This window comes from Stenotrophomonas sp. 78350_Sma (genome assembly GCF_056482105.1).
This window is the reverse complement of sequence record NZ_CM151182.1, coordinates 2,174,456-2,187,056: the sequence shown is the minus strand read 5'-3', so window position 1 is coordinate 2,187,056 and position 12,601 is coordinate 2,174,456. Positions and strand designations below refer to the sequence as shown.

At 67.9% G+C, this 12,601-nt stretch carries 12 protein-coding genes; 7 read left to right on the top strand and 5 right to left on the bottom strand.

Features of this window, described 5'->3' with window-relative positions; translation table 11 throughout:
• Position 1: 1 nt before the first annotated feature.
• From ACZK4H_RS10220 to ACZK4H_RS10200, 5 genes are all read left to right on the top strand, one after another.
• Complete coding sequence (locus tag ACZK4H_RS10220) at positions 2–403, top strand: VOC family protein (RefSeq protein WP_099551664.1); 402 nt, start codon at positions 2–4, stop codon at positions 401–403.
• On the top strand, positions 400–1,296 hold the full coding sequence (locus ACZK4H_RS10215; protein ID WP_099551663.1) for a hydroxymethylglutaryl-CoA lyase: 897 nt from the start codon (positions 400–402) through the stop codon (positions 1,294–1,296). Before ACZK4H_RS10220 ends, ACZK4H_RS10215 begins: the two co-directional genes overlap by 4 nt.
• Before the next feature lie 100 nt (positions 1,297–1,396).
• Complete coding sequence (locus tag ACZK4H_RS10210; RefSeq protein WP_099551662.1) at positions 1,397–2,167, top strand: SDR family oxidoreductase; 771 nt, start codon at positions 1,397–1,399, stop codon at positions 2,165–2,167.
• A 49-nt stretch (positions 2,168–2,216) separates the two neighbouring features.
• Entirely contained in the window at positions 2,217–2,783 is a 567-nt protein-coding gene (yeiP, locus tag ACZK4H_RS10205; protein WP_006363947.1) for an elongation factor P-like protein YeiP, read from the top strand.
• Positions 2,773–3,318, top strand: coding sequence for a hypothetical protein (locus tag ACZK4H_RS10200; protein ID WP_099551661.1), 546 nt, complete (start codon positions 2,773–2,775; stop codon positions 3,316–3,318). The genes yeiP and ACZK4H_RS10200 overlap by 11 nt, the downstream gene beginning before the upstream one ends.
• 47 nt (positions 3,319–3,365) lie before the next feature.
• Here ACZK4H_RS10200 and ACZK4H_RS10195 read toward each other — a convergent pair whose 3' ends face one another.
• From ACZK4H_RS10195 to ACZK4H_RS10180, 4 genes are all read right to left on the bottom strand, one after another.
• A complete protein-coding gene (locus ACZK4H_RS10195; protein ID WP_099551660.1) occupies positions 3,366–4,058 on the bottom strand; it encodes a COG3650 family protein in 693 nt (230 codons plus the stop codon).
• A gap of 83 nt (positions 4,059–4,141) precedes the next feature.
• Positions 4,142–4,534, bottom strand: a complete 393-nt coding sequence (locus tag ACZK4H_RS10190) for a nuclear transport factor 2 family protein (protein WP_099551659.1) — start codon at positions 4,532–4,534, stop codon at positions 4,142–4,144.
• The gene (locus ACZK4H_RS10185; protein WP_099551658.1) at positions 4,515–7,664 is read right to left on the bottom strand and encodes a multidrug efflux RND transporter permease subunit; all 3,150 of its coding nucleotides are present in this window, start codon (positions 7,662–7,664) and stop codon (positions 4,515–4,517) included. The genes ACZK4H_RS10190 and ACZK4H_RS10185 overlap by 20 nt, the downstream gene beginning before the upstream one ends.
• Positions 7,665–7,700: 36 nt before the next feature.
• Positions 7,701–8,846 (bottom strand): efflux RND transporter periplasmic adaptor subunit, encoded by a 1,146-nt coding sequence (locus ACZK4H_RS10180; RefSeq protein WP_099551657.1) that lies wholly within the window; start codon positions 8,844–8,846, stop codon positions 7,701–7,703.
• 129 nt (positions 8,847–8,975) lie between these two features.
• Between ACZK4H_RS10180 and ACZK4H_RS10175 the strand changes: the two genes are divergently transcribed.
• Both ACZK4H_RS10175 and ACZK4H_RS10170 read left to right on the top strand, forming a co-directional pair.
• Positions 8,976–9,692, top strand: coding sequence for a response regulator (locus tag ACZK4H_RS10175; RefSeq protein ID WP_185959206.1), 717 nt, complete (start codon positions 8,976–8,978; stop codon positions 9,690–9,692).
• On the top strand, positions 9,692–10,768 hold the full coding sequence (locus tag ACZK4H_RS10170) for an ATP-binding protein (RefSeq protein ID WP_099551656.1): 1,077 nt from the start codon (positions 9,692–9,694) through the stop codon (positions 10,766–10,768). Before ACZK4H_RS10175 ends, ACZK4H_RS10170 begins: the two co-directional genes overlap by 1 nt.
• Here ACZK4H_RS10170 and ACZK4H_RS10165 read toward each other — a convergent pair.
• Positions 10,746–12,599, bottom strand: a complete 1,854-nt coding sequence (locus ACZK4H_RS10165) for an Lnb N-terminal periplasmic domain-containing protein (protein ID WP_278252883.1) — start codon at positions 12,597–12,599, stop codon at positions 10,746–10,748. The two genes, ACZK4H_RS10170 and ACZK4H_RS10165, sit on opposite strands and share 23 nt — an antisense overlap.
• Between the last annotated feature and the right edge of the window lie 2 nt (positions 12,600–12,601).

Sequence of the window (12,601 nt, the reverse complement as noted above, 5' to 3'; positions counted from 1 at the left end):
CATGCTCGATCATCTTGGTTTGACCAGCGCCGACCTGGCGCGCAGCAAGTCCTTCTTCCTGCAGGCGCTGGCACCTCTGCAGATCGGCGTGGTGATGGAAGTCACCGCCGAACAGACCGGCGCCCATGACCACATCGGCTTCGGCAGCGACGGCAAGCCGTTCTTCTGGCTCGGCAATGGCGGTACCGCCAGCCACGGCGTGCACGTGGCCTTCGCCTGCGCCAGCCGCACCCAGGTGGACGCCTTCCATGCCGCCGCCCTCGCCGCCGGCGGCCGCGACAACGGTGCGCCTGGCCTGCGCCCGTGGTACCACCCCGACTACTACGGTGCCTTCGTGCTGGACCCGGATGGCAACAACATCGAGGCGGTCTGCCACCGCCCCGCCGCCGGGGTGACCGCATGAGCGACTACGTCCGCATCGTCGAGGTCGGCCCGCGTGACGGCCTGCAGAACGAAAAGCAGTCGGTCTCCACCGCCGACAAGATCGAACTGATCGACCGCCTGTCGGCCACCGGCCTGCGCAGCATCGAGGCGACCAGTTTCGTCAGCCCGAAGTGGATCCCGCAGCTGGCCGACGCCGCCGAGGTCTATGCCGGCATCCAGCGCCGGCCGGGCATCCACTACCCGGTACTGGTGCCGAACGAACAGGGCTACGACCGTGCCCGTGCGGTGGGCGTGGAGGAAGTGGCGGTGTTCACCGCCGCGTCCGAGGCGTTCAACCGCACCAACACCAATGCCGGCATCGACGAATCGCTGGCCCGCTTCGAGCCGATCCTGCGCCGTGCCGCCGCCGATGGCGTGCGCGTGCGCGGCTACGTCTCCACCGTGCTCGGCTGCCCCTACCAGGGCGACGTACCGCTGGCCGACGTGGTGCGGGTGGCGCGCGCCCTGCACCAGATGGGCTGTTACGAAATCTCGCTGGGCGACACCATCGGCGTCGGCACCCCGCGCAAGGCACGGGCCATGCTGCAGGCGGTGGCCGCCGAGATTCCGATGGCAGCACTGGCCGTGCACTTCCATGACACCTACGGCCAGGCCATCGCCAACATCGCCACCTGCCTTGAAGAAGGCGTGCGCGTAGTCGACAGTGCCGTCTCCGGCGCCGGTGGCTGCCCGTATGCGAAGGGCGCCAGCGGCAACGTCGCCAGCGAAGACGTGGTCTACCTGCTGCAGGGCCTGGGCCTGGACAGCGGCGTGGACCTGCCGGCACTGGCCGAGACCGGCCGCTGGTTGGCCGGCCTGCTCGGCCGCGCCACCGCCAGCCGCACCGGGCAGGCGCTGGCCGCCGCCGGTTGACCGCCGCGCTGCGCCGCCCCGCAAAGGCGGCGCAGTGCACAACAGCGACGGTCCCGGCTTCCGTTAGAATCGGCGGTTCTCGAACCTGCAGGACCGTTCAATGCAGCTGTCTTCCGTACGTGCCGTGATCACTGGCGGCGTCTCCGGCCTCGGCCTGGCCGTGGCCCAGCACCTCGTCGCCCAGGGCGCCAAGGTGGCCCTGTTCGACCTCAACGACGACAAGGGCGCTGCCGCCGTCGCCGGGCTGGGTGCCGACAAGGCCCGCTATTTCAACGTCAACGTCAGCGATGAGGCGGCCGTGGCTGCGGCCATCGACCAGGCCCACGACTTCCTCGGCGGCCTGAACGTGGCGATGAACTGCGCCGGCATCCTCGGCGCCGGCCGCGTGCTCGGCAAGGAAGGCCCGATGCCGCTGGCCGGCTTCCAGGGCACGGTGATGGTCAACCTGGTCGGCAGCTTCAACGTCGCCAAGGCCGCCGCCAACCGCATGCAGCACAATGAAGCCGGCACCGACGGCGAGCGCGGCGTGATCATCAACACCGCCAGCATCGCCGCCTATGAAGGCCAGATCGGCCAGGCCGCGTATGCCGCCAGCAAGGGCGGCGTGGTCTCGATGACGCTGCCGATGGCACGCGAACTGTCGCGCTTCGGCATCCGCGTCAACACGATTGCCCCGGGCGTGTTCTGGACGCCGATGGTCGACGGCATGCCCGAAGCCGTGCAGCAGTCGCTGGCCGCCTCCATCCCGTTCCCGTCGCGCCTGGGCAAGCCGGAAGACTTCGCCAGCCTGGTCGGCTTCATCCTCGGCAACACCTACCTCAACGGCGAGACCATCCGCCTGGACGGCGCTACCCGCCTCGCTCCGAAGTGATTCCCCCCGGGCGCCGGGACGGCGCCCTCCCCCAACGACCTAGATCACCATGAAAGCCAACGACATCAAGAAGGGCAACGTCGTCGAGTTCAACAACGGCGTGTACCAGATCCGCGACATCGAGCGCAGCTCGCCGCAGGGTCGCGGCGGCAACGTCCGCTTCCGCTTCATCATGTACAGCGTGCCGGGCGGCAACAAGCTCGATGCCAGCTTCGATGCCGACGACAACCTGGTCGAGGTCGAACTGCTGCGCCGCCAGTCCACGTATTCGTACAAGGACGGCGACGCCTTCGTCTTCCTCGATGATGAGGACTACACCCCCTACACCCTGGACGCGGACGTGATCGGCGACGACGCCGGCTACATCACCGACGGCCTGACCGGCATCTACGTGCAGGTGATCGACGAGCAGCCGGTGGCGATCCAGCTGCCGGCCTCGGTGGTGCTGGAAGTGATCGAGACGCCGCCGGAACTGAAGGGCGGCACCGCCACCAAGCGCCCGAAGCCGGCCAAGCTCAATACCGGCATCGAGATCATGGTGCCGGAGTACATCGTCAACGGCGAACGCGTGCTGGTGAACACCGCCACCGGCGAATTCGCTGGCCGTGCCGACTAAGCGCCTAGCGCTGATCGGCTGCCTGTCCCTGCTTGCGGCGTGTTCGCCGCAGGCAGCGGACAATGCTGCCGATGCTGCGCTGAAACCCGCGCCGGCCGAACCGGCGGTGACGACCGCACCGGCGGTGGAGGCACCGGCCGCCGTCGAGGCCACCGCCGAAGCCGAGCCCACTACCGACCTGCCCTCGGGCGGTGAAGCACTGGACAAGGCACGTGCAGCCGCAGGCTGTCCGGTTCCGGAGGATGTGTATGACGTCGACGACGTGCGCATCTACTGCGCGATGCCGGCTGACGTGCAGGCCTTCCTTGCGCGCGAGAACACCTGCCAGCATTTTGCGGGTGAAGAACCCTACGACGACGAGCGTCGCCGCGAACTTGAAGAGGCCGGAGCGAAGTACTGCGAGGGCCGCGAAAAGATCTTCACCGATCTGGTTGCGCGTCATCGCGGTGACTGTGCGATCCGCGAAGCGCTGATCGGAATCAACGGTCGCTATGACCTGGACTTCGAGCTGGACCTGAAGCCCTGCGAGGGCTGACCCGTCGATGATGTAGAGCCGAGCATGAGCTCGGCTCTACGGATGGCTTACGGCTGCTTCGCGCCGAAATTGCCGCAGCCGTGGTACTGGCGGGTGCCGATGGTCAGATTCACCTTGGCCTCGAACGCCTCGCCACTCATATCGTCCTGGCAGGTAGTGCGCTGGAAGCTGAGCTTGACGTCGGTGCCATCAGACGCCTTGCCACTCCATCCGTCAGCACCTTCGGTGGGCTTGGCGACATCGAAACGACGCTCACCGTAATCCACTTCCACCTGCAGGCCCGGCGTGTCGCCGTCGACAACCGCAAGCCAGCCGGGTTCATTGCCGGTGGCACGGAACGCGGCATTGCCGGCACTGCCATCGCCTTCGGTGGCCTCCACTGCATGGCACTCGCGGTCGGCCTCGCCCTTCAGGCTCAGCAGGCCATCATCGCTGCCCTTGGTCCAGAAGCTGTTGCCCTGGCCATCGCCATACTTGGCGCCGGACGCCGCCCGCTCGGAGGTCATGGCGAAGGTGCGTTCGCCGATCACCACCGTGGCGGCGTCTTCGCCATTGAAGGTCGCACGCACGTTCAGATCACCACACTGATAGGTGGTCTCGCTGCCACCCGCGGTGCTGGCACTTGGCTGCGGCATGGCAGGCGGAGTGTCATTGCCGCCCGCAGCGGGTGACTGGGCTGGCTGGCACGCGGCCAGCACCAACCCGAGGGAGGCTGCCAACAGACTGGGAACTACACGCATGGCTCGACTCCTTGTCGACACTACAGAGAGGCTCGACCCTACCACCTGTTGGTGAGCGGGGCCTGAAAGCGGCCTGACCGCACTCATGCGGCCAGTACCGCCATCGACAACAGCTGTGCGCCGCTTTCGCCGGAACTGCAGGTCCACACCCGCAGCAGCCGCAGTTTCAGCTCGCGCTCCTGGCCCTGCCCGCGCACCGACAAGCGCACGTCGCTGGACAACAATGCGAGGCGCCCGCACAGCAGCGTTTCCACCGTGTACGACTGCAGGCTGCGCACCTGCAGGTTTCCGGCCAGCCAGTCGCCCAGCCAGGGCAGATCGAGCATGCGCCCGCCCTGCCCGTCCATCATGAACAATGCCGGCGATACCAGCGCGGTCAGCGCATCGTGGTCGTCATCCAGCAATGCCTGCCGCAGGCGCTGTTCCAGCGCTGCCAGCTGCCGCTCATGCAGGTCTTCAACGATGTCCCGTTCCATCCACGGATCCTTCCGGCATCGGCCGGCGCCTGCGCAGGCGCTGCGCGATCCACTGCCGCGCGCCCTGCACCACTACATAGAAGACCGGCACGAAGAACACCGCCAGCACGGTCGCACTGACCATGCCGCCAAACACACCGGTTCCGATCGCCTGCTGGGTTTCCTTCGACGCGCCCTGCGCCAGCATCAGTGGCACCACGCCCAGCGCGAAGGCCAGCGAGGTCATCACGATCGGCCGCAGGCGCAGCCGCGCCGCCTCCAATGCCGCTTCCATCAGGCCGCGCCCCTGCTGCTGCAGCTGGCGCGCGAACTCGACGATGAGGATCGCGTTCTTCGCCGACAGCCCGATCACGGTGATCATGCCGACCTTGAAGAACACGTCGTTGGGCATGCCCCGCAACAGCACCGCAGCAACCGCACCGAGCAGGCCCAGCGGCACCACCAGCATCACCGCCAGCGGAATCGACCAGCTCTCGTACAGCGCCGCCAGTACCAGGAACACCACCAGCATCGACAGCAGCAACAGCCACGGCGCCTGCGCCCCCGATTCCCGCTCCTGCAGCGACTGGCTGGTCCACTGCAGGGCAAAACCGGACGGCAGCTTCTCCGCCAACCGCTCCATCTCCGCCATGGCCTGGCCGGTCGATACGCCGGAGGCCGGTGCGCCGGACAGGTTCAACGCCGGGAAGCCGAGATAGCGCTGCAGCTGCAGCGGCGCCTCGGTCCAGTGCGGCGTCACCAGTTCCGACAACGCCACCATGCCGCCGTCGCTGTTGCGCACGTACAGCTTCAGCACATCCTCCAGCTCCTTCCGGTGGGGTGCATCGGCCTGCAGGATCACCTGCTGCAACCGGCCCTTGTTGGGGAAGTCGTTGACGTACTGCGAGCCCATTGCCGCCGACAGCGTGCTGCTGATCTGCTCGAACCCCACGCCCATCGCCTCGGCCTTGGCGCGGTTGATGTCCAGCCGCACGCTGGTACCTGCCGGCAGGCCATCGGCGTGCACCTCCGACAGCAACGGGCTGGCCTCGGCCAGCTTCAGCAGCTGCTGCAACGCCGCGCGCAGCTCTGCCTGGCTCTGCCCGGTGCGCGCCTGCAGCGCCAGCGAGAAGCCGGACGAGCGCCCCAGGCTGTCGATGGCCGGCGGCATCACGCTCATCACCTCACCCTCGGCAATCGTCGCCATCGCCTTCTGCGCGGCCTCCACTTCGCCGGCTGCGGTAGCGCCTGCACGCTCGCCCCAGTCCTTCAACATGGTGTAGGTCAGCGCCGCGCTCGGGCCGGAACCGGAGAAGCTGTAGCCGAGGATCGACTGGTTGGAGCCGATTCCCGGGCGTGAGGCCACATGCCGTTCGTAGGCTTCGACCACGGCCAGCGTACGTTCGGCGGTGGCTTCGGCCGGCAGCTGGATCGAGGTCATGAAATAGCCCTGGTCCTCTTCCGGCAGGAACGCGCCCGGCAGCCAGTGCAGGCCCAGCAGCAGCGCAACCACCAGCGCGGCGAACACGCCCATCACCCGCCCACTGCGCTGCAGCACCGAGGCCACGCCGCGCTGGTAGCGCCCGGTCATCGTCTCGAAGCCGCGATTGAAGGCGCCGAACAGCCCACCACGACCATGATGGCCATGGGTGCTCGGGCGCAGCAGGGTCGCGCACAGCGCCGGGGTCAAGCTCAATGCCAGCAGCGCCGAGAACAGGATCGACACGGCCATCGCCACGGTGAACTGGCGGTAGATCGCGCCCACCGAGCCGCTGGCGAATGCCATCGGAATGAAGACCGCAGTCAGCACCAGGGTGATGCCGATCACCGCACCGGTCAGCTCGCGCATCGCCTTGATGGTGGCCTCACGGGGTGGCAGGCCTTCCTCGGCCATGATCCGCTCCACGCCTTCGACCACCACGATCGCATCGTCAACGATGATGCCGATCGCCAGTACCATGCCGAACATGGTCAGCACGTTGATCGAAAAGCCCAGCGCCAGCATCACTGCAAAGGTGCCCAGCAGCGCGATCGGCGCGACCAGCGCCGGGATCAGCGTGTAACGCCAGTTCTGCAGGAACAGGTACATCACCGCGAACACCAGCAGCATCGCCTCCAGCAGGGTCTGCACCACCTTCTGGATCGAGATCTTCACGAAGGGCGCGGTGTCGAACGGAATGCTCGACTCCACGCCGCGCGGCAGCAGCGGCGCCAGTTCGGCCATGCGTTCGCGCACTGCAGATGCGGTCCGCACGGCATTCGCGCCGGGGCGCAGCTGCACGCCGGCGGCGGTAGCCGGATGGCCATCTTCGCGGGTACCCCAGGCATAGCTCTGCGCGCCCAGCTGGACGCGGGCGACATCGCCCAGCACCACCCGCGAGCCGTCGGCCCCGGCGCGCAGTACGATGGCAGCGAACTGCTCCGGCGTGGACAGCTGGCCATCGGCACTCAGCGGCACGGTGATGCGCTGGCCCGGCACGCCCGGCGAATCGCCGATGCGCCCCGGCGAAATCTCCAGGTTCTGCTGCTCGATGGCGGTGGCTACATCGCCCATGGTCAGGCCGTAGCCGGTCAACCGGGTCGGGTCCAGCCACACCCGCATCGCCTGTTCGGCACCGAACAGCTGCACGCGGCCGACGCCATCAATGCGGCGCAGCTCTTCGATGATGTTGCGCGCCATGAAGTCGCCCAGCGCGGCCTCGCTGACGCTGGCATCCGGCGAACGCAGGCCGACCAGCATCAGGAAACCGGAATCGGCGGCCTCCACGAACAGGCCGTTCTGGCGCACGCTGCGCGGCAGGCGCGGCTCGATCGCCTTGATCCGGTTCTGCACGTCCACCTGTGCAAGCTCCGGGTTGGTGCCGGGCTTGAAGGTGGCGGTGATCGAGGCTTCGCCGGAGGTGTCCACCGACGACTCGAAGTACAGCAGGTGCTTGACGCTGGACAGCTCGCGCTCGATAAGGCCGACCACCGCATCATTCAGCGTCTGCGGGCTGGCACCGGGGTAGCTGGCATAGATGCTGACGCTGGGTGGCGCCACCGCCGGATAGCGCTCCACGGCCAGCCGTGGGATCGCCAGTACGCCAGCCAGGATGATGAAGATCGCCAGCACCCAGGCGAACACCGGGCGATCGATGAAGAAACGTGCCATGTTGGATTTTCCTGGAGGGACCGGCCCGGAACAGGCTCAGCCCTTGCTGCCGGCCTGCACGGCACCGGCGCCTGCGACCGGCAGCTGCCAGTCACGCGCATCGACCACCACACCTTCCTGCAGGCGTTCCTGGCCCTCGACCACTACTTTCTCGCCGGCCTTCAGGCCCGTGCGCACCAGCCACTGGCGATCGACACTACCGTCCACTTCCAGCGTGCGGATCACCGCCTTGCCGTCGGCGCCGATCACCCAGGCATAGGCCTGGCCGCCGGCGCTGCGCAGCACCGCCTGCTGTGGCACGGTCAATGCGCTGGCGGGCGCGCCCCGTGGCACCCTCGCGCGCACATACATGCCGGGCAGCAGCTGCCGCTGTGGGTTGTCGACCAGGATGCGCAGGATCACATCGCCGGTGCGCGTGTCGACATTGATGCCGGAGAACAGCAGCTGGCCGCGCTCGGGCAGCGGCTTGCCAGCGGGACCGATGATCGTCACCGGCAGCTCGCCACCGCCAGCGCTGCGCTGCAGCGACTCGAGCTGCGCCGCTGGCTGGCGCACGTCGACGTAAACCTGGTCGATCTGCTGCACCACTGCCATCGGTTCGGCATCGGCAGCACCGACCAGTGCGCCCTCGGTCACCAGCGCCTGATCGATGCGGCCGGCAATCGGTGCACTGACCGTCGCGTAACGCAGATCGAGCTGGCGACGGGACAGGATCGCGCGCGCCTCGTTCACCGCAGCGCGTGCCTGTTCGTACTCGGCACGGGCATCGTCGCGGTGCTGCTGGCTGACCGCCTGCGCGGCGGCCAGCGCATGCAGGCGCTGCGACTGCACGCGACTGCGGCCCAGCGCGGCCTCACTGCGCTGCAGGGCAGCCAGTGCAGAATCCACGTCGGCGCGGAACGCCGCCGGATCGATCTGGAACAGGGCCTGGCCGGCGCTCACTTCCGCGCCCTGGTCAAACAGGCGGCGCTGCACGATGCCGCCCACCTGGGCACGGATCTGCGCGGTGCGCACGGCGGCCACGCGGCCGGGCAGTTCGTCATCACGCTGTACCACCTGCGGGCCGACGGTGACCACGCTGACACGCGGTGTGGCTTCGGGCGTGGCTTCGGGGTTGGAGCAGGCCGTCATGGCCAGGGCGAGGGCCGCGATCAACGCGACCGGAGTCCTGAAGGTTCTCATTGCTGTGCACAATGCCGCGCAGGCGGCTGATAGGTTCTGAAGGGTGCAGTCTGCGGGGCGATGATGGGGTTTCGATGGAGGAACTGTGGAGATACGATGGAGGCAAGCACCTTAAGGCCCCGCCCCTGCATGCATGCCTCCCCTGCCCTCGCCGCCCTCGTCCTGATCGTCGAGGATGAGGCCGAGATCGCCGATATTCTTACCGCCTACCTGGAACGCGAAGGACTGCGCACCCTGCGCGCCGCCGATGGCCACAGTGCACTGGACCTGCACCGCAGCGCCCGCCCCGACCTGGTCCTGCTCGACGTGCAGCTGCCGCGACTGGATGGCTGGAGCGTCCTGACACAGCTGCGCCAGCGCGGCGAAACGCCGGTGATCATGCTGACCGCGCTGGACCAGGACCTGGACAAGCTGACCGCGCTGCGCATGGGCGCGGACGACTATGTGGTCAAGCCATTCAATCCGGCCGAAGTTGCCGCGCGCGTGCGTGCGGTACTGCGGCGCACGCTGCGTGCCTCACGCGTGGACGCGCCGACGGCGCTGCGCGCTGGCCCGTTGCTGATCGACTCGGCCACCCACGCCGTGCACGTCGAAGGCGAAGGCTACAGCCATGAAGTACTGCTCACTCTCACCGAGTTCAAGCTGCTGCACTGCATGGCGCTGGCGCCGACACGCATCTTCAGCCGCAGCGAACTGATGCACGAATGCCTGCCGGAAAGCGAGGCGCTGGAGCGCACCGTCGACAGCCATGTAAGCAAGCTTCGCCGCAAGCTGGACGAAGTCGGCATGGTCAACGTACCGGCCAGCGTGCGGGGTGTAGGCTACCGGCTGATGGCCGACCGCTGATGGGCCGCCTGCGCCGATCCGGGCTCAGCCGGCACATCATCGTCTCGATGTCGTTGATGGTGATCGGCGTGATCGTGATGATGATCCTGTCGTCATGGTTGCTGTATGCGGTGCTGGTCGAGTTTTTCCCCGGCAGCACCGAGGAACCGGAAGGCTGGCTGCCGACCGGGCCGGAGCTGGCGTGGATGGTCGGCGTGATCCTGACCGGCCTGGCGCTGGCCATCGCCGCCTCGTTCCGTCTCGCCCATCGCATCCTGTCACCCTTGAATTCACTGGTGGACAGCGTGCGCGCGCTCGCTGGCGGCGACCTGGGGGCACGTGCCAGCGTCGAAGAGAATTCGCCGGGCGAGGTGGCGACCCTGGTTGAGGACTTCAATGCAATGGCGCGCCGCCTGCAGCACATGGAGAGCGAGCGCGCGATGTGGCATGCGGCCATCGCCCATGAACTGCGGACCCCGGTGACGATCCTGCGCGGCCGCCTGCAGGGCCTGGCCGAGGGTGTGTTCCAGCCCGACCAGTCACAGTTCCGCAGCCTGCTCGCGCAGGTCGAGGGCTTGTCGCGACTGATCGAGGATCTGCGCGTACTCAGCCTGTCCGACAATGCGCGGCTGGACGTGCGCCGCGCACGCACCGACGTGGTCGCCGAGGTGCACTCGGTGATGACCCTGGTCGACCCGCAGTTCCGTGCCGCCGGCTTCGTGCTGGAGCTGGAAACCAGCCGCGAGGAACACAACGCGCACTGCGACCCGACCCGCCTGCGCCAGGCGCTGCTGGCACTGCTGGAGAACGCGCGACGCTACGCCAGCCCGGGCAAGGTGAGGATTGCCGTGCATGACACGCCGGGACACGTGCAGGTGGCAATCGAAGACGAAGGTCCGGGCATCGACCCGGAACTCCACACCGACATCTTCACTCCGTTCATGCGCGCCGATGGCTCGCGCTCCCGCCAGGGCGGCGGCAGCGGGCTGGGCCTGGCGGTGGTCAAGGCCATCGCTGATGCGCATGGTGGCCGCGTCTACTGCACGCCCGGCAATGCCGGGGGCAGCCGCTTCGTCATCGAGCTTCCGCGCCAGTAACCGGTGGCGCAGCCTGTTCGCGCAGATGCGAGCCGAGCCTGGCGAGATTGGCATCGATCGCGTCCATTTCCTCGCGCTGCGGCACCGGCAGCGTCTGGCGCAGCTGCACGCGCAATGCCCGCCATGCAGGAACTGCCTGCGCACTGGCGGTGGCCACTGCCCCGGCCAGTGCCGCCTGCTCATCGGCCAACGGCAGTCCATAGCCGCCATCCCGCAGCAACGTGCCGGGGCGCAGCCACTGCCCGCTCTGTTCCAGCAGCCCGTGCAGATTCCGGGATTCGTTGCTGCCCGGTGCGGCCAGCAGCTGCCGCTTCAGCACGTCACGCGCGCGCAGTTCGGCGCGGCGTTGCGCGGCCTGCTCCAGCAGCAGCAGGCCGGCGCTGGCACGCAGGTCGCCCTGCAGCAACCAGGGCGCTCGCTGATGCGCGGGCAGCTTCAGCCAGCCGCGCACGTCGCGCACCGGCAGGTCCAGCTGCGAAGCCGCCACATCGAACAACTGCTGGTAGTGGTCGCGTGCCGAGGCGAAGTAGTAACCCTGCGCCTGCGCTGCATTGCGGTCCGTCAGCACCTGCTCGTCCAGTACATGCAGCCGGGACAGCCGACGCTTCAATCCGCGCGGACTCAGCTGGGCCAGCCCGGCCTCGCCCAGGCGCGGCACACCCGCCTGCAACAGCTTCGCGGTTTCCACCGCGCAGTTGTTGCTGACAAAGTAATAGCGCCCGTCATAGCTCCAGTGCACCTGTGCAGTGCGCTCGAGCAGGCTGGCGATCTCGCCGGGCGACAACTGCAACGGCAGCGACTGCAGCCCACGCAGTTCCACCTTGGTGTACTCGTCCACCACCTGCTGCAGCGGCAACACGAACAGCCGCGAAGGATAACCCCCGGTCAGCCCGCGCCAGTTGGAGATCTGCACGTCACCGACGAATGCGCGGAACGACAGCACGCGGTGGTACTCCAGGTCCAGGCGGCAGTCCGGCCCCGGAGCGCGGCCGGGCCGGCAGATCACCAGCCGCAACATGCTGTGGCCCCAGCGGCTCATCGGCTGCGCGCTGCCTTCGGCGAACAGGTAGTCCACCGCGTAGACACGGGAGGGATCGAGCTGCAGCAATGACGCGGCGCCCTCTTCCGCATCGGCCTGCAGCAACGGCAGCGCGGTGGAGCAATGGGATTGCGGCAGCGACGGAGGTGATCCGAAATGCGCCAGGTACCACTGCGCCAGCGCCGGGCGACGGCAGGCAAACTCGGCATCGAGCACGAAGTGCTCGGCGTTCACGGCCAGATGCTCGGCCGGGTCCTTCAATTCATAGGTGTCCGGACTACGGTCACGGAAGTCGTTGTGACCACGGCCGAGATGCCAGGGCTTGCGCTGCCATCCGGCCAGATCACGCCAGCGCGCACTGCGCGACCAGTTCGCGCCGCCACGGTCTGCAACATGGGTCAGCTCATGCACCAGGGCGCTGCGCCGCGCGCGGCGGGCGCCGGGCACGGCGTCATCCAGCAACTCCCGACGCAGGTCGATGTGCCCGGCGAAAGCGCGGCCGTGCACATCTGCCGGCAGGTCATCGCTCCAGCGCACCTGGACCTGTGCCGGCAATGCAGCCAGCAGGCCATCCGGCAGCAGCGCCCTCACGTCGGCCAGGGTCTGGCTGGCGAGCTGCTGCTGTGCCGGATCGAGACCTGAGGGATCGAGCTCCAGGCGATCAGCTGCATGCGCGACGTGAGCGGCCAGCAGTAGAGCCACGCCATGCGCGGCTGCTGTAACCGCCCATCTGCGCCTGGCGCTCAGCCGAGCATGGCTCGGCGCTACAGAAAGCGATGACGCGGAGGTCATGC

Excerpts from the sequence above, each read along its gene's own strand:
- ACZK4H_RS10170 (WP_099551656.1), top strand. The coding sequence starts at position 9,692 with ATGGGCCGCCTGCGCCGATCCGGGCTCAGCCGGCACATCATCGTCTCG.
- ACZK4H_RS10190 (WP_099551659.1), bottom strand. The coding sequence starts at position 4,534 with ATGGAACGGGACATCGTTGAAGACCTGCATGAGCGGCAGCTGGCAGCG.
- ACZK4H_RS10185 (WP_099551658.1), bottom strand. The coding sequence starts at position 7,664 with ATGGCACGTTTCTTCATCGATCGCCCGGTGTTCGCCTGGGTGCTGGCG.
- yeiP (WP_006363947.1), top strand. The coding sequence starts at position 2,217 with ATGAAAGCCAACGACATCAAGAAGGGCAACGTCGTCGAGTTCAACAAC.
- ACZK4H_RS10210 (WP_099551662.1), top strand. The coding sequence starts at position 1,397 with ATGCAGCTGTCTTCCGTACGTGCCGTGATCACTGGCGGCGTCTCCGGC.
- ACZK4H_RS10165 (WP_278252883.1), bottom strand. The coding sequence starts at position 12,599 with ATGACCTCCGCGTCATCGCTTTCTGTAGCGCCGAGCCATGCTCGGCTG.
- ACZK4H_RS10220 (WP_099551664.1), top strand. The coding sequence starts at position 2 with ATGCTCGATCATCTTGGTTTGACCAGCGCCGACCTGGCGCGCAGCAAG.
- ACZK4H_RS10175 (WP_185959206.1), top strand. The coding sequence starts at position 8,976 with ATGCATGCCTCCCCTGCCCTCGCCGCCCTCGTCCTGATCGTCGAGGAT.
- ACZK4H_RS10215 (WP_099551663.1), top strand. The coding sequence starts at position 400 with ATGAGCGACTACGTCCGCATCGTCGAGGTCGGCCCGCGTGACGGCCTG.
- ACZK4H_RS10195 (WP_099551660.1), bottom strand. The coding sequence starts at position 4,058 with ATGCGTGTAGTTCCCAGTCTGTTGGCAGCCTCCCTCGGGTTGGTGCTG.
- ACZK4H_RS10180 (WP_099551657.1), bottom strand. The coding sequence starts at position 8,846 with ATGAGAACCTTCAGGACTCCGGTCGCGTTGATCGCGGCCCTCGCCCTG.